This is a genomic window from Pseudomonas sp. PME37.24/025 (assembly GCF_055556615.1).
Map to the genome: position 1 here is coordinate 20,314 of NZ_JBVHNK010000012.1, position 25,446 is coordinate 45,759.

The 25,446-nt window shown below is 58.7% G+C and carries 18 protein-coding genes; 13 read left to right on the plus strand and 5 right to left on the minus strand.

The genetic code is table 11. The features are described 5' to 3' along the window. From moaD to ACZ3HH_RS21485, 4 genes are all read right to left on the minus strand, one after another. Nucleotides 1-243: a molybdopterin converting factor subunit 1 gene (gene moaD / locus ACZ3HH_RS21470; protein WP_465807462.1), complete on the minus strand. Its 243-nt coding sequence runs from the start codon at nt 241-243 to the stop codon at nt 1-3. Then, nucleotides 240-713 (minus strand): cyclic pyranopterin monophosphate synthase MoaC, encoded by a 474-nt coding sequence (gene moaC / locus ACZ3HH_RS21475; RefSeq protein ID WP_123358543.1) that lies wholly within the window; start codon nt 711-713, stop codon nt 240-242. The genes moaD and moaC overlap by 4 nt, the downstream gene beginning before the upstream one ends. A 232-nt stretch (nt 714-945) precedes the next feature. After that, nucleotides 946-2,340, minus strand: coding sequence for a PhoH family protein (locus tag ACZ3HH_RS21480; RefSeq protein ID WP_465807464.1), 1,395 nt, complete (start codon nt 2,338-2,340; stop codon nt 946-948). Nucleotides 2,341-2,677: 337 nt separating this feature from the next. After that, entirely contained in the window at nt 2,678-3,802 is a 1,125-nt protein-coding gene (locus tag ACZ3HH_RS21485) for a polysaccharide deacetylase family protein (RefSeq protein ID WP_465807466.1), read from the minus strand. Between the two features lie 339 nt (nt 3,803-4,141). Between ACZ3HH_RS21485 and yaaA the strand changes: the two genes are divergently transcribed. The 13 genes from yaaA to ACZ3HH_RS21550 all read left to right on the plus strand — a co-directional run bounded on the left by yaaA (nt 4,142) and on the right by ACZ3HH_RS21550 (nt 22,466). Further along, entirely contained in the window at nt 4,142-4,921 is a 780-nt protein-coding gene (gene yaaA / locus ACZ3HH_RS21490) for a peroxide stress protein YaaA (protein WP_465807468.1), read from the plus strand. 820 nt (nt 4,922-5,741) lie between these two features. Further along, nucleotides 5,742-7,058 (plus strand): nucleotide sugar dehydrogenase, encoded by a 1,317-nt coding sequence (locus tag ACZ3HH_RS21495; RefSeq protein ID WP_465807470.1) that lies wholly within the window; start codon nt 5,742-5,744, stop codon nt 7,056-7,058. Nucleotides 7,059-7,252: 194 nt separating this feature from the next. Beyond that, nucleotides 7,253-8,743, plus strand: a complete 1,491-nt coding sequence (gene alg8 / locus ACZ3HH_RS21500) for a mannuronan synthase (RefSeq protein ID WP_465807472.1) — start codon at nt 7,253-7,255, stop codon at nt 8,741-8,743. Nucleotides 8,744-8,778: 35 nt separating this feature from the next. Beyond that, nucleotides 8,779-9,948 carry a PilZ domain-containing protein gene (locus tag ACZ3HH_RS21505; protein WP_465807474.1) on the plus strand — a complete coding sequence of 390 codons (1,170 nt, stop codon included), beginning with the start codon at nt 8,779-8,781 and terminating at the stop codon, nt 9,946-9,948. A 9-nt stretch (nt 9,949-9,957) separates the two neighbouring features. After that, on the plus strand, nt 9,958-11,469 hold the full coding sequence (gene algK / locus ACZ3HH_RS21510; RefSeq protein ID WP_465807476.1) for an alginate biosynthesis TPR repeat lipoprotein AlgK: 1,512 nt from the start codon (nt 9,958-9,960) through the stop codon (nt 11,467-11,469). After that, the gene (locus ACZ3HH_RS21515; protein ID WP_465807478.1) at nt 11,466-12,953 is read left to right on the plus strand and encodes an alginate export family protein; all 1,488 of its coding nucleotides are present in this window, start codon (nt 11,466-11,468) and stop codon (nt 12,951-12,953) included. Before algK ends, ACZ3HH_RS21515 begins: the two co-directional genes overlap by 4 nt. A 26-nt stretch (nt 12,954-12,979) precedes the next feature. Continuing rightward, a complete protein-coding gene (algG, locus tag ACZ3HH_RS21520; RefSeq protein ID WP_465807480.1) occupies nt 12,980-14,569 on the plus strand; it encodes a mannuronan 5-epimerase AlgG in 1,590 nt (529 codons plus the stop codon). Nucleotides 14,570-14,579: 10 nt separating this feature from the next. Further along, a complete protein-coding gene (locus tag ACZ3HH_RS21525; RefSeq protein ID WP_460147866.1) occupies nt 14,580-16,031 on the plus strand; it encodes an alginate O-acetyltransferase in 1,452 nt (483 codons plus the stop codon). 11 nt (nt 16,032-16,042) lie between these two features. Next, nucleotides 16,043-17,173: a mannuronate-specific alginate lyase gene (locus tag ACZ3HH_RS21530; RefSeq protein ID WP_465807482.1), complete on the plus strand. Its 1,131-nt coding sequence runs from the start codon at nt 16,043-16,045 to the stop codon at nt 17,171-17,173. 212 nt (nt 17,174-17,385) lie between these two features. Continuing rightward, entirely contained in the window at nt 17,386-18,951 is a 1,566-nt protein-coding gene (locus tag ACZ3HH_RS21535; protein WP_123358533.1) for an MBOAT family O-acyltransferase, read from the plus strand. A gap of 11 nt (nt 18,952-18,962) precedes the next feature. Beyond that, the gene (locus ACZ3HH_RS21540) at nt 18,963-20,138 is read left to right on the plus strand and encodes an alginate O-acetyltransferase (RefSeq protein WP_465807485.1); all 1,176 of its coding nucleotides are present in this window, start codon (nt 18,963-18,965) and stop codon (nt 20,136-20,138) included. A gap of 14 nt (nt 20,139-20,152) precedes the next feature. Further along, entirely contained in the window at nt 20,153-20,806 is a 654-nt protein-coding gene (locus tag ACZ3HH_RS21545) for an alginate O-acetyltransferase AlgF (RefSeq protein ID WP_465807487.1), read from the plus strand. 208 nt (nt 20,807-21,014) lie between these two features. Continuing rightward, nucleotides 21,015-22,466, plus strand: a complete 1,452-nt coding sequence (locus ACZ3HH_RS21550) for a mannose-1-phosphate guanylyltransferase/mannose-6-phosphate isomerase (protein ID WP_223486113.1) — start codon at nt 21,015-21,017, stop codon at nt 22,464-22,466. 81 nt (nt 22,467-22,547) lie between these two features. Here the strand turns inward: ACZ3HH_RS21550 and ACZ3HH_RS21555 are convergent, their stop codons facing one another. Then, nucleotides 22,548-25,280, minus strand: a complete 2,733-nt coding sequence (locus tag ACZ3HH_RS21555) for an RHS repeat domain-containing protein (protein WP_465807489.1) — start codon at nt 25,278-25,280, stop codon at nt 22,548-22,550. Nucleotides 25,281-25,446: the final 166 nt, after the last annotated feature.

Below are 25,446 nucleotides of genomic sequence, written 5' to 3' on the forward strand. Positions count from 1 at the left end.
TCAGCCCCCGGTCACGGTCGGAAAAAAAGCCACTTCATCGCCATCGCTCACCGGTTCGTCAAGCTGGCAGAGGTCTTCGTTGCGGGCGCACATCAGGTTCTGTTCGCTCAGCACCTCGGCACCGTCGCGTTGAGCCAGCAGCGCGCGCACATCATCGACCGTGGAAAATTCACCTTCGACCTTCACCGAGTCCACGCCGAGCGCTTCACGGTAACGGGCAAAAAACTTCACAGTAACGTTCATGGCTGATCCGCCTGGAAATGGCCGCTCTTGCCGCCGAGTTTCTCCAGCAGCCGCACGCTCTCGATGGTCATGCCACGATCCACGGCCTTGCACATGTCATAGATGGTCAGCGCCGCAACGCTGGCGGCGGTCAGCGCTTCCATTTCGACGCCGGTCTGCCCGGACAACTTGCAGCACGCCACGATGCGCACGGTGTCGTCGCCTTCGGCACTGAGTTCGACCTTGACGCCGGTAAGCATCAACGGGTGGCACAGAGGAATCAGATCGCTGGTTTTCTTCGCCGCCTGGATGCCGGCGATCCGCGCCACGGCGAACACGTCGCCCTTGGGATGGCCGCCAGTGACGATCATCTGCAGGGTTTCGGGCAGCATGCGCACCAGCGCTTGGGCCGTCGCTTCACGGAACGTCACGGTTTTTTCAGTGACATCGACCATATGGGCGCGACCTTGGGAATCGAGATGAGTCAGCACAGGGATACTCCTGATCAGGAGCACCGATTGTAAACCCGTGGGTCAATTGTCCGCACGTTTGATTATGCGTTTACACCGAACCCTGTGGGAGCGTGGCTTGCCCGCGATGCAGACACTGCGGTTCAACAGGAACATCTCGGTGAGGCCATCGCGGGCAAGCCCGCTCCCACAGGGTTATTCGTCGGGCATAAAAAAACCGGGCGGCCATCAGGCCGCCCGGTTCTGGTGAGGGTTACAGATGCGATTCGGCGTATTCGGCCAGAATCGAACGTGGCACCCCTTGCAGGGTGATGTGCACACCGTTGGGGAAGTCCTTGAAGCGTTCGGTCAAGTACGTCAGCCCGGAGCTGGTCGCGGACAGGTAAGGGGTATCGATCTGCGCCAGGTTGCCCAGGCACACCACTTTGGAACCGGCGCCGGCACGGGTGATGATGGTTTTCATCTGGTGCGGCGTGAGGTTCTGGCATTCATCGATCAGGATCAGACTCTGCTGGAAGCTGCGGCCTCGAATGTAGTTGAGGGATTTGAACTGCAACGGCACTTTGCTGAGGATGTAGTCGACGCTGCCATGGGTGTTTTCGTCATCCATGTGCAAGGCTTCGAGGTTGTCGGTGATGGCGCCCAGCCAAGGCTCCATTTTTTCCGCTTCAGTGCCGGGCAGGAAACCGATCTCCTGGTCCAGGCCCTGCACGCTACGGGTCGCGATGATCCGGCGATAGCGTTTGCTGACCATGGTCTGCTCGATCGCCGCCGCCAGTGCGAGGATGGTTTTACCGGAACCTGCTGCCCCGGTCAGGTTGACCAGGTGGATATCCGGATCGAGCAAGGCGTACAGCGCCAGGCTTTGATAGATGTCACGCGGTTTCAGGCCCCAGGCTTCCTGGTGCAACAGGGGTTCCTGATGCAGGTCGAGAATCAGCAGCTTGTCTTCCTCGATCTCCTTGATCCAGCCGACAAAGCCCTGTTCATCGATGATGAACTCGTTGACGTGTACCGCTGGCAGGTTGTCGATCAACTGCACCTGGTGCCAGGTGCGGCCATGGTCCTGACGGGTGTCGACATTCCTCACACGGTCCCAGAAGGAGCCGGTCATGTTGTGATAACCGTTGGGCAGCAGCGACACGTCGTCAACCAGTTGATCGGTGCTGTAGTCCTCGGCCGCAATCCCGCAAGCCCGGGCCTTGAGGCGCATGTTGATGTCTTTGGTGACCAACACCACGGGCAGCTTTGGTTCACGCGCGTGCAGATCGATCAACTGGTTGATGATGATGTTGTCGTTCAGGTGCTCGGGCAGAATGATGTTCGGCTCAGTGCGCTTGCTCATCAGAATTGACAGCAAACCCTTGGGCCCACTCTTGCCGCGCTGGATCGGTACGCCGAGTTCGACGTCTTCGGGGCTGGCATCGCCCAAAGTCTTGTCGATCAGGCGAATCGCCTGACGGCATTCCGCGGCAACGCTGTGATGCCCGCTCTTGAGCTTGTCCAGCTCTTCAAGCACGGTCATCGGGATGGCGACGTGGTGTTCTTCGAAATTAAGCAGGGCGTTTGGATCGTGAATCAATACGTTGGTATCGAGTACATAAAGGATTGGCTGGTTGGAAGAAGGGCTACGTCCGTGATCATCCATACTCGGTCACCTTTGTGGGAGCCAGTCGACGCAGTACCATGACAGTGCTGCGCCTCGAAGTGGCCGCCGAATTCACCTGCGAGGAGTCAAGTGAACTGCACACAAACTGGGGTCTTGGGAGACGCCACCTGTGTTGCAGGTTTCGGCGGTCTGTCTTCGTAATACTCCAAAACACATGACAGAAAAAAGCACTTTGACGTTTTTTTGAAGTTTATTTTTCAGAGTGACGAATAGCCCTTGGCGTGCAGGCAATGTGCCGTTAAAGTCGGAAGTCCGCCTGCACCGATTTCTCTCTGGAAATCGCCCTTCCCCCAATGTTTACGGCCTTTTGCAGTTTTCAGCGAAACGCGTCCTGACAGTCTGCCCAACCGATCCCGCTTGGCGCCGTTTGCGTGATGAGCCAGGGCATCGCCGTTTTCAGCGCATCCTGCTTCACATTGAAATTGATCACCCCGTGCCGCCACAGCAGCATCAGGGTTAACACCCGTTGTGCGCTCTGGCTGCCCTTGAGCTTGCCGGCGCCGTCCTGGGCATCGATGTCCCACAACGCCACCTGCAAGCCTTGGGACGTGAAGAAGCCTTCAGCATCGGATCGACGTTGACCATCGGGCGGGCGAAACAACGGCACGTAATTCTCCGGCAGCTTGCCTTTAACCAGCTCGACGCTGCGTTGCACCGAGTCCTGCCAGTCTTGCCAATGGCTGTGGGAGCGGAACTCCCAGCCTTGCACGCCAACGCATTGCTGCGAATAAGTCCCTTGCAGGCTGGCCACCGAACGCTCGGCCAGACGGGCCTGAATATCCTTGCCGAGGACGAAAAACGTAGCGCTCATGTTCGATTTGCGCAGGTACTCGGTGACCCAGGCCGTGTTATCTGGCGTGGCATTGGCGGCGCTGTCGAAGGTCAGCAGGAACAGCCGGTCATTCATGGCATCGCCATTGCGCTCATAGTCGCCAAAACGATCGACTTCGCTGCTGGTCTGCGGAAACAGCGCGGCCTTGCGCAACTGCTCGTCCAGGTATTGCGCGTGGAACAACCGGCTCGGCTCGGCCCACTTGATGTAATAGCTGTCGTCGCTCACCTGAAACTTGGCCGCTTGTTCACGCAAGGTAGCCATGTCCTCGACCAGGAAACAGAAGGAGGCATCCTGATCGCAACTCTGCTGGGCGAAGTTGTAATTGGTCAGCAGACGCTGCCACATGCGTTGGCGCATCTGGTTGATCGACTCCAGATTGAGGGTGCGCAGGCCCAGGCGTTGAGCCAGGCTCGCTTCATCCAGCGATTCACTGGCCAGCAGAACGCGGGCAAACATGAGGATTTCGGCCCGCGAGGCGACGTCGAACAACGTCGGGCTGCTGAGCTGCTCAGGCCAGGCGCTGCGATCCAGCGTCGCCACATCGCCCGGCGCCGCCATGGCGCCAAAGCTCAAGAGCCAGGCCGAGAATAGAAAAACGATACGCAATGGGATGTCTCCATAACAAAACCCGCGCGGCACTATAGCCGATCGCGCTCACATTCCCGCAGCAACACCGAACTCATTGTGGCGAGGGAGCTTGTCGGAACGCCGCACCGTCCCGTTGGGCTGTGAAGCAGCCCTCAAACCAACAAATACATTCCCTCAGAAAAACAAATGCGCCTGTATTGCGACCGCTTCGCGCTCGAGCGGGAGCAAGCTCCCTCGCCACAGGATCTCCCTCTGCCACAAAACCTGGTTACACCACCGATCACCTATGGGCTTGATAGCTGGAGTCAACACAGACAACCCCCTAGAATCGCCGCCACGATTAAAGGAGACGACTTCATGCTGATGGTGATTTCCCCCGCCAAGACCCTCGATTACGAAACACCGCCGGCGACCCAGCGTTTCACTCAGCCGCAATACCTTGACCATTCCCAGGAGCTGATCCTGCAACTGCGCGACCTGACGCCGGCACAGATCAGTGAGCTGATGCACGTCTCCGACAAGATCGGCGGTCTGAATGCCGCGCGTTTCGGCAGCTGGACTCCGGCCTTCACCCCAACCAACGCCAAGCAGGCCTTGCTGGCATTCAAGGGCGATGTGTACACCGGCCTGAATGCACAAACCTTCAACGAAGCCGACTTCGATTACGCCCAACAGCACCTGCGCATGCTCTCCGGCCTGTACGGCCTTCTGCGCCCTCTGGACCTGATGCAGCCCTATCGGCTGGAAATGGGCACCAAACTGGCCAATGCCCGGGGCAAGGACCTATACGCTTTCTGGGGCACGCGGATCAGCGAATGGCTGAACGAAGCGTTAGCCGATCAGGGCGACGACGTGCTGCTGAACCTGGCCTCCAACGAGTACTTCTCGGCGGTCAAACGCAGTGCTTTGAACGCGCGCATCATCAATACCGAGTTCAAGGATCTGAAGAACGGCCAGTACAAAATCATCAGCTTCTACGCGAAAAAGGCCCGCGGGATGATGAGTCGCTTCGTCATTGAAGAACGTATCAATGACCCGGTCGCTCTCAAGCAGTTCGACGTTCAGGGTTATCGCTACAGCAGCGAGCAGTCTAAACCGGACAATCTGGTGTTCTTGCGCGATCACGCACCGGAGTAATGGAGCCTGCACTAAGTCAGCGCACGACACCCATTACTTCGTCGTGCGCGTTCCCCTTTGATCGTCGAACAATCCTCTCCTTTTCGCCGTTTTATTGGCGCCAATATTCAAGCACTTCATTTCCTAACTTTAGTTTCACTCGACATTGATCATTTTTTTCAGTAGTGGCACTGAAAATTTTTACTCGTAGTGGCAAAAAAGTATCCAACGCAATAATCCCCCCATATATAAAGGGCCAAACGGCAAGTGCTATCAATATGAAAGCAGTGCCATCTTTTTCAATATTTCAAGAAATTTCAGCATTCGCGATGGGCGGACAGGAACTATGTCCAAATGCGCCGCTCATACCACCGGTAACGATTCTCTCGGTGATTGTGCGAGATAACTTACACAGACAAGAGATCCATGTAGCGAAGTTGTCACACTTACTTGGGCTTACTGATCACTTATTTGGGCAACACATGAAGGACAGGAGATAACGCACCATTACTATCCCCTACAAGGCCACGGCTGCGCCCCTATAAACGTGCTCACCTGAGCACCCAACCGCTTGATTTACGGGCTTTCGGGCCTGGCATTGAGCGCGCAAGACCTTTGCACGGAAGTCTTCAGAAAAGAGGATCGGCTGCATAACAGGGCACGTCATAAGAATAAGGCCTGGCTGCGCACATCTTGAGTGCACTTATTTAGACACTCGCAACTTAGCATGCCTGTACACGGCACTGTGGCGCCTTTAAGTCGCACTTGCGAGTGCACTATGACCGCTGAACACCATTAACTCCGGCCATGTAATGGCTTGATAAATACAGAGGTAATTGCGATGCGCATCAGCATATTTGGTTTGGGTTACGTCGGCGCAGTATGTGCCGGTTGCCTGTCTGCACGGGGCCATGACGTCGTTGGCGTCGATGTTGCCAAAGACAAAATCGATATGATCAACGCCGGTAAATCGCCGATCGTTGAACCGGGTCTGGGCGAGCTTCTGCAGAAGGGTATCGAGACGGGCAAATTGCGCGGCACGACCAACTTCGCCGAGGCGATTCGCGACACCGACCTGTCGATGATCTGCGTCGGCACGCCGAGCAAGAAGAACGGCGACCTGGAACTGAACTACATCGAAGCCGTGTGCCGCGAGATCGGTTTTGTCCTGCGTGACAAGACCACCCGCCACACCATCGTGGTTCGCAGCACCGTCCTGCCGGGCACCGTGGCAAACGTGGTGATCCCGATCCTCGAAGACTGCTCCGGCAAAAAGGCAGGCACAGACTTCGGCGTGGCGGTCAACCCTGAGTTCCTGCGTGAAAGCACCGCGATCGCCGATTACGACCTGCCGCCAATGACCGTTATCGGTGAGTTCGACAAGGCCTCGGGTGACGTTCTGCAATCGCTGTACGAAGAGCTCGACGCGCCGATCATCCGCAAGGACATCGCCGTTGCCGAGATGATCAAGTACACCTGCAACGTGTGGCACGCCACCAAGGTGACCTTCGCCAACGAGATCGGCAACATCGCCAAAGCCGTCGGTGTCGACGGTCGTGAAGTGATGGAAGTGGTCTGCCAGGACAAGACACTGAACCTGTCCCAGTACTACATGCGCCCAGGCTTTGCGTTCGGCGGCTCTTGCCTGCCTAAAGACGTCCGCGCCCTGACCTACCGCGCCGGTTCCCTGGACGTGGAAGCACCACTGCTCAACTCGCTGATGCGCAGTAACGTGTCCCAGGTGCAAAACGCGTTCGACATCGTCTCCAGCCACGACAAACGCAAAGTCGCCCTGCTGGGTCTGAGCTTCAAGGCCGGCACCGACGACCTGCGCGAAAGCCCGCTGGTTGATCTGGCGGAAATGCTGATCGGCAAGGGCTACGACCTGAGCATCTACGACAGCAACGTCGAATACGCCCGCGTTCACGGTGCGAACAAGGATTACATCGAGTCGAAGATCCCTCACGTCTCGTCCTTGCTCAACTCCGACTTCGACGACGTGATCGCAAACTCCGACGTGATCATCCTCGGCAACCGTGACGAGAAATTCCGCGCCCTGGCGCAGGAAGCTCCACACGGCAAGCAAGTGGTCGACCTGGTTGGCTTCATGTCCAAAGCCACCAGCGTGAGTGGCCGGACTGAAGGTATCTGCTGGTAACGCTGCATCCGTGTAGGAGCTGGCGAAGCCTGCGATCTTTTGATCTTCAGCGATCTCACTGACGCCAAAAGATCGCAGCCTGCGGCAGCTCCTACCGGGATTTCTGGCGTCATCCAGAGCGGGTGTCGCCAGTTTTCACAGGCCTGCCTTAACCCCATCGGGCCACCCCACAGGCTCGCCCGAGATCGAGACGGATGCAGATTATGCACAGGCTAAAGAACGGCCTACTTCAGGCCGCCGGTTGGCTGTTTTACCTAAGTTTACTGATGGGCATCGCCACGGCACTGCCTACGTCCACGTTCGACTCCGAGTCGAAGGACTTCATCTTCCTGATCGGTATCGTCGGTATCTGGCGTTACTCGATGGGTGCCACGCACTTTCTGCGCGGCATGCTGTTTCTGTACGTGGTCTACCCGCACCTGCGGCGCAAAGTGCGCAAGCTGGGTAAAGCGTCAGACCCGTCCCATGTATTTCTGATGGTCACCAGCTTTCGTATCGACGCGCTGACCACCGCACAGGTCTACAGCTCGGTAATCCGCGAGGCCATCGACTGCGGCCTGCCGACCACCGTGGTGTGCTCCATCGTGGAAATGTCCGATGAGCTGCTGGTCAAGAGCCTCTGGAAACGCATGAACCCACCGCCACGGGTCAAGCTCGACTTCGTGCGCATTCCCGGCACCGGCAAGCGCGATGGCCTGGCCTACGGTTTCCGCGCCATCTCGCGCCACCTGCCGGACGACCGCGCCGTGGTTGCCGTGATCGATGGCGACACCGTGCTGGCCGAAGGCGTTGTGCTCAAGACCGTGCCGTGGTTCCAGCTGTTCGGCAATGTCGGCGGCCTGACCACCAACGAGTTCTGCGAAGTGCGCGGCGGCTACATCATGAGCGAATGGCACAAACTGCGATTCGCCCAACGCCACATCAACATGTGCTCCATGGCCTTGTCCAAGCGCGTGTTGACCATGACCGGGCGCATGTCGGTATTCCGCGCCACCGTGGTCACCAACCCGGACTTCATCGCCGATGTGGAAAGTGACTCGCTGCAACACTGGCGCCTGGGTCGCTTCAAGTTCCTGACCGGTGACGACAAGTCGAGCTGGTTCAGCTTGATGCGTCTGGGCTACGACACGTTCTACGTGCCGGATGCCGCGATCCATACCGTGGAACACCCGCCGGAAAAGAGCTTCATCAAGGCCAGTCGCAAACTGATGTTCCGCTGGTACGGCAACAACCTGCGGCAGAACTCTCGCGCCCTGGGCTTGGGGATGAAACGTCTCGGCCTGTTCACTTCGGTGGTGCTGTTCGATCAGCGTGTATCGATGTGGACGTCCTTGCTGGGCCTGACCGTGGCAATCCTCGCCACCTTCAAGTACGGCAGCGCGTTCATCCTGGTTTACCTGCTGTGGATCGGCATCACCCGCCTGATCCTGACCGTGCTGCTGTCCTGCTCCGGTCACCGGATCGGCCCGGCTTACCCAGCGATTCTCTATTACAACCAGATCGTCGGCGCGCTGGTGAAGATCTACGTGTTCTTCCGCCTCGATCAACAGTCCTGGACTCGCCAGCCCACTTCTCTGACCCGTGATCTCGCCAGCTTTCAACGTTGGTTCAACACTTGGTCGTCTCGGACCATGACCTTCTCCGCCGGCAGCATTTTTGTCGCCGTGCTGCTGCTGATGGTCTGACCGAACTCGCCTGAATTAACTAGGAAATCGCCCATATGAATACCGCCGTCAACTCCAACGTAGTGCACGAATCCGAAGCCCAGCGCCAACACGCTCGCGTGAAAATCCCGGCCAAGCTGCGTTTCTTCGGTCCTGACCGGACCCCGGTCGAAGCCCGGCTCATCGACCTTTCCGCTGGCGGCCTGGCGTTCAACGCCGGTCAGCTGCCGCTGAAGGTCGGCGATGTGCACAAGGCCCGCCTGCAATTCGTGATCGATAACCTCGGCCTGGCCATGGACGTGGAATTGCAAATCCGCTCCGTCGATCGCCAGACAGGTCGTATCGGTTGCCAGTTCCAGAACCTGGAGCCCCGGGACATTTCCACCCTGCGCCACCTGATCACCTCGCACCTGGCCGGCGACATCGTCAGCGTGGGTGAGATGCTGGCGACCCTGCAGCGCGACAACTTCACCAAGGCGCGCAAGGTCAAGGATGGCGGCCACGGCATGACCCCGCTCGGCCGTCTGAAAGCGGTGACCTTCAGCGCCGGTATCTTCGTGGTCGGCCTGGTGGCGTTCGGTTTCATTTTCAAATCGGTGTACGGCATGTACTTCGTCAGCCACGCCCAGGCTGGCCTGGTCAGCGTGCAGGGCATGAACATCACCATGCCGCGCGACGGCACCGTGCAGAGCCTGATCAAGGCTGACGGCGTTGCCGCCAAAGGCGCTCCGTTGGCGACTTTCAGCACCAGCATGCTCGACGTACTCAAGGGCCATCTGGACGAAGACCAGCTGCAACCGTCCAAGGTTGAAGAGCTGTTCGGCAAGCAAATGACCGGCACCCTGACTTCGCCTTGCGATTGCACCGTGTCTCAGCAACTGGTGGCTAACGGTCAGTACGCCAGCAAAGGCGACGTGATTTTCCAACTGGTGCCGCGCAATACCGAAGCCAACGTTGAAGCACGCTTCTCCTATCGCCAGTTCGGCGACGTGCGTCCAGGCACTTCGGTCAGCTTCCAGATCGCCGGCGAAGACCAAACCCGTACCGGCAAGATCGTCAGCAGCACCAGCCTGAAAAGCGCCGACCTGTCATCCGACATCCGTGTGCAGATCAAACCTGACGAGCCACTGGACAGCGCCTTCGCCGGTCGCCCAGTGGAAGTGAACAGCACTCGTGGCCCGAACCTGAACTGGCTGATCAACAAAGCCATGGCCGCCGGTCTTTAAACAGAGGACATGCCCGTGACGATCATCAGTCTCCTGAAAACACCGCGAATCCTGTGGGAGCGGGCTTGCCCGCGATTGGATAAACGCGGTCTTTCTGAAGCACCGAGCCGCCTGAATCGCGGGCAAGCCCGCTCCCACAGTGGTTATGTGGTGTGCTCGCTGGCTTTGGCCGTGAGCCTGGCCGGCTGCGCCGGCCTGCCCGACCAGCGTCTGGCCAATGAAGCCCTCAAGCGTGGCGACACCACGCTGGCGGCGCAGAACTACCAGCAACTGGCAGACCTGGGTTACAGCGAAGCCCAGGTTGGCCTGGCCGATCTGCAGGTCGACAGCCGTGACCCGGCGCAAATCAAAAAGGCCGAGGCGACTTACCGCGCCGCGGCCAGCGTCTCGCCGCGAGCTCAGGCTCGCCTGGGTCGTCTGCTGGTGGCCAAACCCGGCGCCACCGAAGCCGAACACCACGAAGCCGAAGCGCTGTTGAAGAAAGCCTCGGCCAATGGCGAAGGCAACACCCTGATCCCGCTGGCGATGCTGTACCTGCAATACCCGCACAGTTTCCCGAACGTCAACGCACAGCAGCAGATCAGCCAATGGCGCACCGAAGGCAAACCGGAAGCCGGTCTGGCGCAAGTGCTGCTCTATCGCACCCAGGGCACTTACGACCAACACCTGGATGACGTAGAAAAGATCTGCAAAGCGGCGCTGAACACCACCGACATCTGCTACGTCGAACTGGCCACGGTCTATCAGAAACGCGGCCAGCCAGAGCAACAGGCAGAACTGATCAAGCAGATGCAGGCGGGTCACAGCCGTGGCGTCGTTTCTGCGCAACGTGTGGACAGCGTGGCTCGCGTACTGGGCGATGCAAGCCTGGGCAAGACCGACGAGAAAACCGCTCAGTCGCTGCTCGAAGGCATCGCACCTGGCTACCCGGCGTCCTGGGTCAGCCTCGCGCAACTGCTCTACGACTTCCCTGAACTGGGCGACGTCGACACCATGATGAAGTACCTGGACAACGGCCGCGCCGCTGATCAGCCCCGCGCCGAACTGTTGCTGGGCAAGCTCTACTTCGAAGGAAAAATGGTGCCGGCCGACGCCAAGGTCGCCGAAGAGCACTTCAAGAAAGCCGTCGGCCGGGAAGTCGCCGCCGATTACTACCTCGGCCAGATTTACCGTCGTGGTTACCTGGGCAAAGTCTATCCGCAGAAAGCCCTGGATCACCTGTTGACCGCTGCGCGTAACGGCCAGAACAGCGCCGATTTCGCCATTGCCCAACTGTTCTCCCAAGGCAAGGGCACCCGGCCCGACCCGGTCAACGCTTATGTCTTCAGCCAATTGGCGAAGGCTCAAAACACCCCACAAGCCAATGAGCTTGCGCAAACAATCGAAACGCAACTGCCGCCTGACCGGCTGGCCGAGGCCCAACGCCTGCTGAAACAAGAGCAGGCCATTCGTAGCGCCGTGAGTTCGGACACGCTGGAACTGCACGCCCTGCAAGAAGAAGACGGCGAGGAATCCCTATGAAGCTTAATCCATTCGTGCAGGCCGGTATTGGCCTGACATTCGCCCTGCTGTGGTCGTGCCCGACCCTGGCGGCCCTGACCGAAGACAAGAACTTCGGCCTCGAAGTCAAAGTTACCGGCCAGTCCGAAGACGACCGTGACCTGGGCACTGCCAGTGGCGGCGACGTTAACGGCGTTGGCCTCGACCTGCGTCCATGGGTATATGGCGAAAGCGGCGCGTGGAGCGCCTACGCCATGGGCCAGGCCGTGACGTCCACCGACATCATCGAAACGGACACCCTGCAACAGTCCGACAGCGACGGTACCCAGACCACCGACAACGGTGATCGCAAAACCAAGAAGAACTACTTGGCGATGCGCGAGTTCTGGGTCGGCTACAGCGGCCTCACGCCCTACCCTGGCGAGATCCTCAAGCTCGGTCGCCAACGCCTGCGCAACGACGACGGCCAATGGCGCGACACCAACATCGAAGCCCTGAACTGGACTTTCGACACCACCCTGTTGCGCGCCAACGTCGGTGTCGCCGAACGCTTCAGCGAATACCGCACCGACTTGAAAGAGCTGGCGCCCAAGGACAAGGATCGCCTGCACGTTTTCGGCGACGTTGCCACTCAATGGTCGCCGGGCAACTGGGTCGGCATTCGCGGTCATCACACCCACGATGACGGCAAGCTCGACTACCCGGAGCCGGGCGTGGCCGGCGATTCGCTGGATAAAAAACAGAACGGCGACATCAGCTGGCTTGGCCTTACCGCCGATAGCGATGCCTACAACTGGCGCAACACCAACACCGTCAATTACTGGGGCAGCATCACCGGCATGAGCGGCGACACCGACACGGTCAACCCGCTGAACGCCGATGGCACGCGTCCGACCGAAGCCAAACGCGGTGAAGACCTCAATGGCTGGGCCACCGACATTGGCGTGCGTCTGCGCCTCGACCCGCAGTGGCAAGTCGGTGCGGCGTATGCCCGTGCCAGCGCCGAGTACGAACAGACCGGCCTGGAAAGCAACCGCTCGAACTACACCGGTACACGCTCGCGGGTTCACCGTTTCGGCGAAGCCTTCCGTGGCGAAATGAACAACATGCAGACCGCTACCTTGTTCGGCTCGTGGATGCTCAACGACGAATACGATGCCAGTGTGATCTACCACAAGTTCTGGCGCGTGGACGGCAACAAGCCGGTGGGCAGCAATGGCATCAACGCCGTCGAAAACAACACCGACGACGTGACCGGCGCGATCCTCTCCAGCACCTCGCTGCCGCTGGAGGATGGCAACAAAGACCTCGGTCAGGAAATGGACGTAGTCGTCACCAAGTACTTCAAGCAAGGCCTGCTGCCGGCTTCGTTGAGCCAGTCGGTCGATGAGCCTTCGGCTCTGGTGCGGTTCCGTGGCGGCGTGTTCAAGCCTGGCGATGCGTATGGCAAAGGCGTCGACTCCTACATGCACCGCGCGTTTGTCGACGTGGTCTGGCGCTTCTGATGCAAACCGCGAAGGGAGTGCCCGACATGAACAGTGCCAAGAAAGGCTCGATCAGCCTGCTGGCCGGCGCGCTGCTGCTCGCCAGCGCAGCCGCCTTCGCCACCGTCGAACCGGCCAAGCCTGTGCAACAGGGCAAATCGGCGACCATAGCCAAAGGGCTGCAACAGGCCAAGACCTACACCGTCAGCAGCGCGCCAACCGCGCCGCTGGAGCTGGCCAAGCCGAAACTGCCGGACACCTCTGGCTACACCGCCGAAGCCATCGCCGCGAAAATCGTGCGCAGCAAGCCCGGCAAAATCAGCGTGCGCCGGATGATGCAGGAAGACGCCCTGAAGGACTTCATCGGCGGTGACAACAAGATGGCCGAGTGGGTGGTGCGTCAGCATGGCATCCCGCAGGCGATCTTCGTCGACGACGGCTACATGAACCTCAAGGACCTGGCGAAGAAGCTGCCCAAGCAGTACTTCAGCGAAACCTCACCGGGCGTGTTCCTGGCGAAGTTGCCGATCGTGGTGGGTAACAAGGGCATTCTGGAAATCGACAAGCAGACCCAGGAATTGCGTCTGTCCCAAGAGGCCGGTTCGTTCCTGGTCAACGACGGCCAGCTGTTCGTGCGTGATACCAGAATCACTGGCTGGAGCGAGAAGGCAAACGGCCCGGCGGCCTTCAAGTCGCCCAAGGAGTTCCGTCCGTTCCTGCTGTCCTGGGGTGGCACCGAGACCTACATTGCCAACAGCAAGATCGCCAGTTTCGGTTACGCCAACAGTAAGTCCTATGGCGTGAGTATTTCCCAATACACGCCGAACATGGCCAAGGTGCTCAAGCGCCCTGAACCGTCCGGCTGGATCGTCGGCTCCGAGTTCTCGGACATGTGGTACGGCTTCTACTGCTACGAAACCCGTGACTTCGTGGTCAAGGGCAACACCTACAAAGACAACATCGTCTACGGCATCGACCCGCATGACCGGTCGCATGGCCTGATCATCGCCGACAACACGGTGTTCGGTACGAAGAAGAAGCACGGGATCATTATTTCCCGTGAGGTCAACGACAGCTTCATCTTCAACAACCGCAGCTACGACAACAAGTTGTCGGGCCTGGTGATCGACCGTAACAGTGTGAACAACCTGATCGCCTACAACGAGATCTACAAGAACCACACCGACGGCATCACCCTCTACGAGAGTGCCGACAACCTGTTGTGGGGCAACAAGGTAATCAGCAACCGACGCCACGGCATCCGTATTCGTAACAGCGTGAACATTCGCCTGTATGAAAACGTCGCGATGGCCAACGGCCTGACCGGTGTCTACGGCCACATCAAAGACCTGACCGACACCGACCGGGACATCAAGCTCGACCCGTTCGACGCCCAGGTGTCGCTGATTGTGGTCGGCGGTGAACTGGCCGCCAATGGCAGCGGACCGCTGTCGATCGACTCGCCGCTGAGTGTGGAGCTGTATCGCGTGTCGATGCTCGCGCCGACCAAATCCAGCGGCATCAGCTTCTCGGGGATCCTCGGCGAGCGCCAGGATGAAATTCTCGACCTGCTGGTGCGCCAGCAGAAAGCCGTGCTGATCGACCCAGTCGAACGCCAGACCAAAATGCAGGACTGAGGATAATTTTATGCACCCACACTTGATCAAATTACTCAGCCTGTCGGCCCTGACCGCGGGTATTCTCGCGGCCAGCACTGGCGTACGTGCCGAAGACGCCAAAGCACCCAGCTTCAAGGCCGAGGATTGCTGCAGCCTGTGCCCCGCCGCCCATGACGCGAAGAACTACACCACCCGCTATCAGCAGAACTTCACCACGCTGGTGCAGGCGCAGGGCGATTGGCTGTTCCGTACGCAAGAAGACTTGCGCACCGAGTTCGACACCACACCCGCTGGCTACAAACGCATGAAGCAACTGCACGATGCGTTCAAGAGCAAAGGCGTGGAACTGGTCATCGTTTACCAGCCGACCCGTGGCCTGGTGAACCGCAACAAGCTGAACCCGGCAGAGAAGGCGAGCTACGATTTCGACAAGGCGCTGAAGAATTACAAAACCATGCTCGGGCGTTTCGCGCAGATGGGCTACGTGGTTCCGGACCTGTCGCCACTGACCAACGAATCGCTGCCCGACACCCTGCCAGCCCACGATTTCTACTTCCGCGGCGACCAACACTGGACGCCGTATGGCGCCCAACGCACAGCGAAAATTGTCGCCGAGAAGGTCAAGCAATTGCCGGCCTTCGCCGACGTTCCCAAGCGTGAATTCGAGACCCATAAGTCGGGTCGCATGGGCAAGACCGGAACGTTACACAACATGGCTGGTCAACTCTGTGGCACCAGCTACGCGATCCAGTACATGGATCAGTTCACCACCGAGCCAAAAGGCGAAGCGGGCGATGGCGATCTGTTCAGTGATTCCGGCAATCCGGAAATCACCCTGGTCGGCACCAGCCACAGTGGCAAGAACTACAACTTCGCCGGTTTCCTCGAAGAGGCCATCGGCGCCGACATCCTCAACGTGGCATTCCCCGGTGGTGGCCTGGAAGGTTCGATGCTGCAGTACCTGGGCAGCGAAGAGTTCCAGACCAAACCGCCGAAAATCCTCATCTGGGAATTCTCGCCGCTTTATCGCCTCGATCAGGAAACCATCTACCGCCAAATGATGGCGCTGTTGGACAACGGTTGCGAAGGCAAAGATGCACAGATGAGCGCCAGCGCCACGCTGAAACCGGGCAAAAACGAATTGATGGTCAACAGCAAGAACCTGGACCTGCGCAACAGCAGTCACCAGGTCGATATCCGCTTCGCCGACACCTCGGTGAAAACCTTGCAAGCCACCCTCTGGTACATGAATGGGCGCCACGAGGACATCAAGATCGACAAACCGGAAACCTCCGATACCGACGGGCGTTTCGCCTTTGAGTTGCGCACGGACGAAGACTGGGCCTCGCAGAATCTGCTGGCCGTCGAAGTCCAGGGACCTGAACAAGCAGGTACCACGCCTCAGAAAGTCGAAGCGAAAATCTGCAAACGCAACGTGTTCTCCGGCGCCGAGCAGCGTACCGCTCAAGCCGGGCAATGAGGCTACCTCTTATGAACTGCATGCAAACCCGAACGCTGAAAAAGTTACTCGCGCCCTCCCTGCTGACGCTGGCGATGTTCGCCGGCGCCACCCAGGCCGCCGCGCCACTGCGCCCGCCCCAGGGTTACTTCGCGCCCATTGAAAAAGTCAAAACCGGCGACAAGAGCGAAGGCTGCGACGCGATGCCGACGCCCTACACCGGTGCCCTGCAATTTCGCAGCAAATACGAAGGCTCCGACAAGGCCCGTTCGACCCTGAACGAGGCATCGGAAAAAGCCTTCCGCGAGACCACCGCCGACATCACCAAGATCGAGCGCGGCACCAGCAAGCGGGTGATGCAGTTCATGCGTGATGGCCGCCCGGAACAACTGGAATGCACCCTCAACTGGTTGACTGCCTGGGCCAAGGCCGACGCGTTGATGTCCAAGGACTTCAACCACACCGGCAAGTCCATGCGCAAATGGGCATTGGGCAGCATGGCTTCGTCCTATGTTCGCTTGAAATTCTCTGACTCGCATCCGCTGGCTACCCACCAGGAAGAAGCGCAAGTGATTGAAGCCTGGTTCAGCAAAATGGCTGATCAGGTGGTCAGCGACTGGGACAACCTGCCGCTCGAACAAACCAACAACCACTCGTACTGGGCAGCCTGGTCGGTAATGGCCACGTCGGTCGCCACCAACCGTCGCGACCTGTTCGATTGGGCCGTCAAGGAATACAAGGTCGGCGTCAATCAGGTCGACGCCCAAGGCTTCCTGCCCAACGAGCTCAAGCGCCAGCAACGTGCCCTCGCCTATCACAACTATGCCCTGCCGCCACTGGCGATGATCGCCAGTTTCGCTCAGGTCAACGGTGTCGATTTGCGCCAGGAAAACAACGGCGCCTTGAAACGCCTGGGCGATCGCGTGCTCGCGGGGGTGAAAGACCCGGATGAATTCGAGGAGAAGAACGGCAAGGATCAGGACATGACCGACCTCAAGGTCGACTCGAAATTCGCCTGGCTCGAACCGTTCTGCTCGCTCTACACCTGCACGCCGGATGTGCTGGCGCAGAAACACAAAATGCAGCCGTTCAAGACCTTCCGCCTCGGCGGGGATTTGACCAAGGTCTACGACCCGGCCAGCGAGAAAGGCAAAGGTTCCTAGGAACAATACAAAACCCTGTGGGAGCGGGCTTGCCCGCGATTGCAATCTGACATTCAGCATTGATGTCGACTGACCCACCGCTATCGCGGGCAAGCCCGCTCCCACAGGGTCGGTGTCGAGTTTGAGTTTTGTGAGTTAGCCCTCCGGTTTTCGGTGGGGGGTTTGGGGGGGCCGTTGGCCCTTGACTGTTGGTTAAACATGGAGAGATCGGGATGGTATTTTCATCCAACGTGTTCCTGTTTCTGTTCTTGCCGATCTTTCTCGGCATGTACTACTTGAGCGGAATACGCTATCGCAACTTGCTGCTGCTGATCGCCAGCTACGTGTTCTACGCCTGGTGGCGTGTGGACTTCCTTGCGCTGTTCGCAGCCGTCACGCTGTGGAACTACTGGATCGGCCTGAAAGTCGGCGCCGCAGGCGTTCGGACCAAACCGGCACAACGCTGGTTGCTCCTGGGCGTGGCCGTCGACCTGTGCATTCTCGGCTACTTCAAGTACGCCAACTTCGGCGTGGACAGCATCAACGCGATGATGACCTCGGTCGGTCTTTCGCCGTTCATCCTGACCCACGTGCTGTTGCCGATCGGGATCTCGTTCTACATCTTCGAGTCCATCAGCTACATCATCGACGTCTACCGCGGTGATACCCCGGCGACCCGTAACCTGATCGACTTTGCCGCATTCGTGGCGATCTTCCCGCACTTGATCGCAGGCCCCGTGTTGCGTTTCCGTGACCTGGCCGACCAGTTCAACAACCGCACCCACACCCTCGACAAGTTCTCCGAAGGTGCCACGCGGTTCATGCAGGGCTTCATCAAGAAGGTCTTCATCGCCGACACCCTGGCGGTCGTGGCCGATCATTGCTTCGCCTTGCAGAACCCGACCACGGGCGATGCCTGGCTCGGCGCCCTGGCCTACACCGCGCAGCTGTACTTCGACTTCTCCGGCTACAGCGACATGGCGATTGGTCTGGGCTTGATGATGGGTTTCCGTTTCATGGAAAACTTCAAACAGCCGTACATCAGCCAGTCGATCACCGAGTTCTGGCGTCGCTGGCACATCAGCCTGTCGACCTGGTTGCGTGACTATCTGTACATCACCCTCGGCGGTAACCGTAAAGGCACGCTGATGACCTATCGCAACCTGTTCCTGACCATGCTGCTCGGTGGTCTGTGGCACGGCGCGAACATCACCTACATCGTCTGGGGTGCCTGGCACGGCATGTGGTTGGCGATCGAAAAAGCCCTCGGTCTGAACACCTCGCCGCGCAGCATCAACCCGATCCGTTGGGCGCTGACCTTCCTGCTTGTTGTCATGGGCTGGGTGATCTTCCGCTCGGAAAACCTGCACGTTGCCGGTCGCATGTATGGCGCGATGTTCAGCTTCGGCGAATGGTCGCTGTCGGAACTCAACCAGGCCAGCCTCACCGGTCTGCAAGTGGCAACCCTGGTGGTGGCGTACGTCACTCTGGCGTTCTTCGGCATCCGTGATTTCTACACCAACCGGCCGCCGGTCAAGACCAAGCCTGCCGTCAACGTCGAGGCCGATGGCCCTGCCGCGGCTACGCCTGGAATGATCAAAGCCGTACCGGGTGAAAACCCGGCCAGCATCCACGAACCGGGTTACACCGTCGGCGTTGAAGCGACTGTGCAACCGGCCTACTGGACCGCTGACTGGTCCCGTTACGTGATGCGCGCCCTGGTACTGCTGCTGTTCATCGCCTCGATTCTCAAACTCTCGGCGCAAAGCTTCTCGCCGTTCCTTTACTTCCAGTTCTGAGGGATCTGACTATGACCCGCTCATTACGCATCTTCTACATCGCCCTGTTCCTGGTGACCTTGCTGGTCCTGGGCGTGTGGTCGGTACGCAGCTTCTTCGGCTTCAGCACCAACGCCGATGCAACCGTGCTCAACGGTCGCTGGACCAAAGCCGTCGAGACGCACTACGACGACGAGTTCCCGATCAAGCGCCTGGGCACCAACCTTTGGGCCGCACTGGATTTCAAACTGTTCAACGAAGGTCGTCCGGGCGTGGTGCTCGGTCGCGATCAGTGGCTCTACAGCGATGAAGAGTTCCACCCGATCGTCAACGAAGAGTTGAACCTGCAAGGCAACTACGCGCTGGTCGAAGGCGTGCGCCAGACCCTGAAAAAGCAAGGCGTGCAACTGGTGATGGCGATTGTCCCGGCCAAGACACGTCTGTACCCGGAACACCTGGGTGAAGTGAAGCCGGCGAGTATCCACGCCAATCTGTACCAGGACTTCCACGCTCGTGTGGCGGCCGACAAGATCCTCGCCCCTGACCTGCTCGGCCCGCTGCAAAAAGCCAAGCAAGACGGTCAGCAAGTGTTCCTGCGCACCGACACCCACTGGACCCCGGAAGGCGCGCAAATCGCTGCCCAGACCCTGGCCAAAACCATCGCCGACAAGGCTCCGCTGAGCGGCGAACCGCAAAACTTCGTCACCGAACCTGCGGAGAAAGTGACGCACAAGGGCGACCTGCGGTTGTTCCTGCCGCTGGACCCGCTGTTCGAAAACCTGATGCCGGCGCCAGAACCTTTGCAAAAGCGCAACACTGTGGCTGCCCAGGATCAGCCCGCCGGTGACGACGCCCTGTTCGCCAACACAGAAGTGCCAGTGGCCCTGATCGGCACCAGCTACAGCGCCAACCCAAACTGGAACTTCGTCGGTGCGCTGAAAGAAGCGCTGCACAGCGACGTGGTCAATTACGCCGAAGACGGCCATGGCCCGATTCTGCCGATGCTCAGCTACCTGAAAAGCGATGCTTTCAAGAACAGCCCGCCACAAGTGCTGATCTGGGAGTTCCCTGAACGATATCTGCCTGTGAACAACGAAATCGGTGACGCCGACCCGCAGTGGGTCGCAGAGCTTAAACAAGCCGGCGCGCGCCAACAAAACGTAGCTGCAAACACTAAATCCGAGACGCCCGACCGGGCGCAAAACTGAAAGAGAGGTACACCATGACTTTCACTACTACTCCTCGCCGTCTCGCCAAGACCTTCGCTCTCGTTGCTGGCATGAGCGTGTTGTCGATGTCCGCCTTCGCTGGCGACGCCGCACTCTACGGCCCGACCGCACCGAAAGGCTCCAGCTTCGTGCGTGTCTACAACGCCGGTAACGCTGAAGTCAGCGCCACCGTCGGTACCACCAACCTGAGCGAAGTCGCGCCGCTGTCCAGCACAGACTTCAGCTTCATGCCGGGCGGTGACTACAGCGCCAAGGTCGGCAGCCAGACCCTGCCGGTGAAATTGGCCGGCGACCACTATTACACCCTGGTCAACAACGCCAGCGGCGCGCCACAACTGATCGAAGAGCCGCCGTTCAAGAACAAGCAGAAATCCCTGGTTCGCGTACAGAACCTCAGCGACAAGGCCCTGACCCTGAAAACCGCCGACGGCAAGACCGAAGTGATCCCGACCGTGGCGGCCAAGGGCCGTGGCGAGCGTGAAATCAACCCGGTGAAAGTCAGCCTGGCGCTGTACGACGGCGCCACCAAAGTCGGCGACGTAAAACCGGTTGCCCTGGAACGTGGTGAAGCCGCGGTGCTGTACGTCACCGGCAGCGGCAGCAGCCTGTCGCCAGTGTGGGTCAAGCGCCCGGTGTCGACGCGCTGATTAATTCTCTGAATTGACGCTCCCCTGTGGGAGCGGGCTTGCCCGCGATGCAGACAACTCGGAGTAACAGACACTCCGAGGTGATGCCATCGCAGGCAAGCCAGCTCCCACAGAGGACCGAGGCGTCGATTCGGACACGGAACAAGAACAAGAGTGAAACGACAGAACGTTCGTGGCTCTAACCAATCGATTTTGAAGGAGTAACAACATGATTCCGGTGATCTTGTCAGGTGGTAGCGGCTCACGTCTTTGGCCGCTTTCGCGTAAGCAATTCCCCAAGCAATTCCTCGCCCTGACCGGCGAACAAACGCTGTTCCAGCAAACCCTGGAACGCCTGGTGTTCGAAGGCATGGACACCCCGATCGTGGTCTGCAACAAGGAACACCGTTTCATCGTCAACGAGCAGCTGAGCGCCCGCAACCTGGACGTGCAGCGCGTGCTGATGGAACCCTTCGGCCGCAACACCTCGCCAGCAGTGGCCCTGACCGCGATGATGCTGGTCAATGAAGGTCGCGACGAGTTGATGCTGGTGCTGCCGGCCGACCACGTGCTGGAAGACCAGAAAGCCCTGCAACGCGCCCTGGCCCTGGCCACTGTGGCGGCCGAGCGTGGCGAGATGGTGCTGTTCGGCGTACCGGCGACCAAACCGGAAACCGGTTACGGCTACATCAAATCCACCAACGATGCCCTGCTGCCGGAAGGCGTCAGCCGTGTCTCGCACTTCGTCGAAAAACCGGATGTGAAACGCGCCACTGAGTTCGTCCAGTCCGGTGGTTACTTCTGGAACAGCGGCATGTTCCTGTTCCGCGCCAGCCGTTTCCTTGAAGAACTGAAAAAGCACGATCCGGACATCTACGACACCTGCGTACTGACGCTGGAACGTAGCGCACAGGATGCCGACACCGTCGACATCGACCCTGCCACCTTCGCTTGCTGCCCGGACAATTCCATCGACTACTCGGTGATGGAAAAAACCCAGCGCGCTTGCGTAGTGCCGCTGACCGCCGGCTGGAGTGATGTCGGTTGCTGGTCGTCGCTGTGGGAAGTCAATGAAAAAGACGCCAACGGTAACGTCACCAAAGGCGACGTGGTCATCCAGGACAGCAAAAACTGCATGATCCACGGCAACGGCAAACTGGTGTCGGTGATCGGCCTGGAAAACATCGTGGTCGTCGAAACCAAGGACGCCATGATGATCGCCCACAAGGACAAGGTCCAAGGCGTGAAACAGATGGTCAACACCCTCAACGAGCAGGGTCGCAGCGAAACCCAGACCCACTGCGAAGTCTATCGTCCGTGGGGTTCCTACGACTCGGTCGACATGGGCGGCCGCTTCCAGGTCAAGCGCATCTCGGTCAAGCCGGGCGCGTGCCTGTCGCTGCAAATGCACCACCACCGCGCCGAACACTGGATCGTGGTCAGCGGCACCGCTGAAGTGACCTGCGACGAAAACGTGTTCCTGCTGACTGAAAACCAGTCGACCTACATCCCGATCGCCTCGGTTCACCGTCTGCGCAACCCGGGCAAGATTCCACTCGAGATCATCGAAGTGCAATCGGGCAGCTACCTGGGTGAAGACGATATCGAGCGGTTCGAAGATATCTACGGTCGCTCTACCCCGATCGAACGCGGCGTGTCGGTGAAAACCATCGCGCAGTAAACGATCAGTAAAACAAGAAGCCCCCGTCCAGCCCGCTGCGTCCCTATCCGCAGTGGGTTGGGCGGGGGCTTTTTTACACGATCATGCTGCCTTTTTTCCCATTGATGGCATTGTTGCTTTTTTATGCCACGTTTTGACTTTTATCGAGCCTGGTATCTTGATCTCGAGGCTTCCCCCAAATGCCCCATCGATGCTATTGAGCAGCGAGCGCGAATCCATTCTTCCCACTTGTACCGGGGAGATTCCTGAATTACCCAAAAGCAGCGCCTTCAAATCTTTCAAGCGACCTTTCACCATCGGAACAGAGGCCAGGTTCGAGGAATGTTTGGGGTCCAGTACATCAGGGGAAGCAAAAAAATCCACGGTCTCGAAGCCCGCACCCAGCGCAGCTTCCAGCGCCTTGTTATCTTCAAGATCGTATTCGGCGAAATGGGTCATTGATTGAAGGAATTTGCGTTCGTTTACCTCTCCATCCACTGCAAGTAGAAAGAAAGTGAAAGCGCTATTTCCTGCCTTCGTCCAATCTTTTTCGTTTGTATTCCCACCCTTTCCGCCCAACGTTTTCACGTTTTTATGGACCAGCGAAAAGTTTGACGCTATCTCCATGAACGGTGGTGTATCACCTCGACTTCCGGAAACTGTGTAGTGCCTCAAAGTGAAGCGCTTGGTTTGGGTCTTTTCGAGCATTCCAGAGGGTGCTTTATTTACTTTGAAGTTCAATTTGTTGCCGGTGATATCGGCCATCATTTTGAAGGGAAGCTGTCTATCAGTATCGCTGTAACCTTCCTTGTACGCTTCAAAAATACCTATTGCGGTGGTTAATGAAGTTTTCGACTCAGACTCCTCGCCCTGCTCGTCAAAAAACGTCAGGGGGTTGTTACGAACCATTCGATAAAGATTGAACCCATCCACATGGCCTGCTGGATCAGGATTGGCCCAGCGCTGTAGCCATGGCAGGTAGAAACGAAACCCATAGTAATAAAGTCCCGTCGCATCCCGTTCCTTGCCCGAGTAACGAATGGTTTTGTAACTCACTTCAACGACGTCCGTGCCGGCAAACCACGCCGTATCGCCAAACGGGTAATAGATTTCCCGGCTGATAATTCGCGCATCGTCAGCGAGTTCCAGGGTGCAGGAGTTCAGGTGATCAACAAGGCCGTAGCGGTACTGATCGTTGCTGATACCGGACGGTGGAGTTGTTTCCCAATGCAGCACACGCACGCTATTGAGTTCCGCCTGGGCGGTGATGACCTGCAGCACCTCCCCGGTGCCGCTGTCGGTGCGCAGCTCCAGCCCCGGCAAGTAACGCACTTCAGCCATCACGGTGCGAGCATTGGTCTGCAACGAGCGAATCTTGCGCACGCGCTGACCACCGCCATCGTAGACATAGGACTCCCGATCATTGCGCCCGGAGACGCGTTCCACCGGGCTGACCGATTGCATTTGGTTACGTAGATCCCACGTCAGAAACCGTCCCTGATCCAGCTCCAGCAAATTGCCCCTGCCGTCGAACGCGGCAGCGATTTCTTCTTCGGTGGGTGGCACGCCGTTGCGCCAGGGCAGGCAACGATTGCTGTAGCGGGAAGCTTTCAGGTCGCGCCCGTGGTTTTGTGCGCCGACATGGGTCAGCTTCAACAAATTGCCGCCCGCGTCATAACGGTAGGTCTGCCGGTAGTTGCTGACCGCCGCCGGATCAGTGCGGCCGACCGACTCCGGCCCTTGATTGGGACCGCCCGCCTCCCAACCAGAAGCCTCGATCAACTGGTAGAGGCTGTCGTAGCTAAAGCGACTGACCGGATCGACACGCTGGTTGGCGAAGTAACGCACCGGCAGCGCCTTGTCTTCGATGCTCAAGACATTACCCATCCGGTCATAGTCGTAGATCAGATGCTGCAACAATCGAACACTGGCATCCTGCGCCCGCCGCTCCATCAATAAACCGTCTTCAGCTCGGTAGACCAGGGTAGTTTGCACAGCGTTACCGGCAGTTTCGTGTTCGACCTGTCCCTGCGCGTTGTAGCGAATATCGCTGACCAGCGTTTGCCAGGTGGGAAGTCCCTGAAGTTGCAGACGCGCCTCACGCAAGCGACCCTCAAGGGTCAGGCTAAAGGCCTGACTATTTCCCTTGGCATCGATCTGTTTCAGCACATCACCCAGCGGGCCGAAACTCCACGTCGAGACAGCCCCCTCCCCCGGTTCAAGCAGCCGCTGGCGATCGGCTTCCAACTCCGGCCAGTCAGGGGCTACAGGGTCCAGGGTGAAGTGGCGGACTTGCTTCATGCATTGGCCGGTTATTGAAAATGACTCGAACAACACCGTCCCGGCGGGATCGTCATGACGGGTCAACTGCCCGCATTGATTCTGGTCACCCTGATCGGGACCGCCATAGGTCATGCGTTCAACGGACCTTCGTGGCTCAGTTGTGCCCTGCTCGAACACCGCTACGGGACGAAGCAGGTCGTCATATTCAACCTCGCGTCGCGTGCCGCGGCTGTCCCATCCCGATAAAACTTCATGACCCAGACCTGGCAGGTTGAGCTGCCAACCGGCATCGACACTGTCTGTGAACAGCGTGTTGCCCGACAACGAAAACGCTGTCGCGAGATTGGCGGGTGTCAGCGGCTCTTCTTGTGACAGCGTCCAAAGCCTCGGATCCCACTGTTGAACCGCACGCCCTGCGGCATCGTAAGCGATGCGGTTGATGCGTGCCTCAGCAGGGACGTTTTCGACGGTGCGCCAATAATCGACCGAACGGATCGTCAAGCCGCGCGGATCGACGATCGTCAGTTTGGGTGTTTTGTGGTGCATTTCCATTGCCATCGCCCGCCGAAATACAGCCCTGTTGACCCATGTCTTCTAACGTATCGAGCGCACTACGGACTACTGTCAGAAATTACAGTACCGACCAGCGGTAAATTGCCTTGATCACCGAATGTCCATTCCCGCGCCCCTTCGGTAGGATGGTGCTTACAAGTTCAAG

What these genes read in the sequence shown, in the direction of transcription:
- moaD (WP_465807462.1), bottom strand. Translation starts at nt 243, where the DNA reads ATGAACGTTACTGTGAAGTTTTTTGCCCGTTACCGTGAAGCGCTCGGC.
- ACZ3HH_RS21480 (WP_465807464.1), bottom strand. Translation starts at nt 2,340, where the DNA reads ATGGATGATCACGGACGTAGCCCTTCTTCCAACCAGCCAATCCTTTAT.
- yaaA (WP_465807468.1), top strand. Translation starts at nt 4,142, where the DNA reads ATGCTGATGGTGATTTCCCCCGCCAAGACCCTCGATTACGAAACACCG.
- ACZ3HH_RS21495 (WP_465807470.1), top strand. Translation starts at nt 5,742, where the DNA reads ATGCGCATCAGCATATTTGGTTTGGGTTACGTCGGCGCAGTATGTGCC.
- alg8 (WP_465807472.1), top strand. Translation starts at nt 7,253, where the DNA reads ATGCAGATTATGCACAGGCTAAAGAACGGCCTACTTCAGGCCGCCGGT.
- ACZ3HH_RS21505 (WP_465807474.1), top strand. Translation starts at nt 8,779, where the DNA reads ATGAATACCGCCGTCAACTCCAACGTAGTGCACGAATCCGAAGCCCAG.
- algK (WP_465807476.1), top strand. Translation starts at nt 9,958, where the DNA reads ATGCCCGTGACGATCATCAGTCTCCTGAAAACACCGCGAATCCTGTGG.
- ACZ3HH_RS21515 (WP_465807478.1), top strand. Translation starts at nt 11,466, where the DNA reads ATGAAGCTTAATCCATTCGTGCAGGCCGGTATTGGCCTGACATTCGCC.
- algG (WP_465807480.1), top strand. Translation starts at nt 12,980, where the DNA reads ATGAACAGTGCCAAGAAAGGCTCGATCAGCCTGCTGGCCGGCGCGCTG.
- ACZ3HH_RS21525 (WP_460147866.1), top strand. Translation starts at nt 14,580, where the DNA reads ATGCACCCACACTTGATCAAATTACTCAGCCTGTCGGCCCTGACCGCG.
- ACZ3HH_RS21530 (WP_465807482.1), top strand. Translation starts at nt 16,043, where the DNA reads ATGAACTGCATGCAAACCCGAACGCTGAAAAAGTTACTCGCGCCCTCC.
- ACZ3HH_RS21535 (WP_123358533.1), top strand. Translation starts at nt 17,386, where the DNA reads ATGGTATTTTCATCCAACGTGTTCCTGTTTCTGTTCTTGCCGATCTTT.
- ACZ3HH_RS21540 (WP_465807485.1), top strand. Translation starts at nt 18,963, where the DNA reads ATGACCCGCTCATTACGCATCTTCTACATCGCCCTGTTCCTGGTGACC.
- ACZ3HH_RS21545 (WP_465807487.1), top strand. Translation starts at nt 20,153, where the DNA reads ATGACTTTCACTACTACTCCTCGCCGTCTCGCCAAGACCTTCGCTCTC.
- ACZ3HH_RS21550 (WP_223486113.1), top strand. Translation starts at nt 21,015, where the DNA reads ATGATTCCGGTGATCTTGTCAGGTGGTAGCGGCTCACGTCTTTGGCCG.
- ACZ3HH_RS21555 (WP_465807489.1), bottom strand. Translation starts at nt 25,280, where the DNA reads ATGGAAATGCACCACAAAACACCCAAACTGACGATCGTCGATCCGCGC.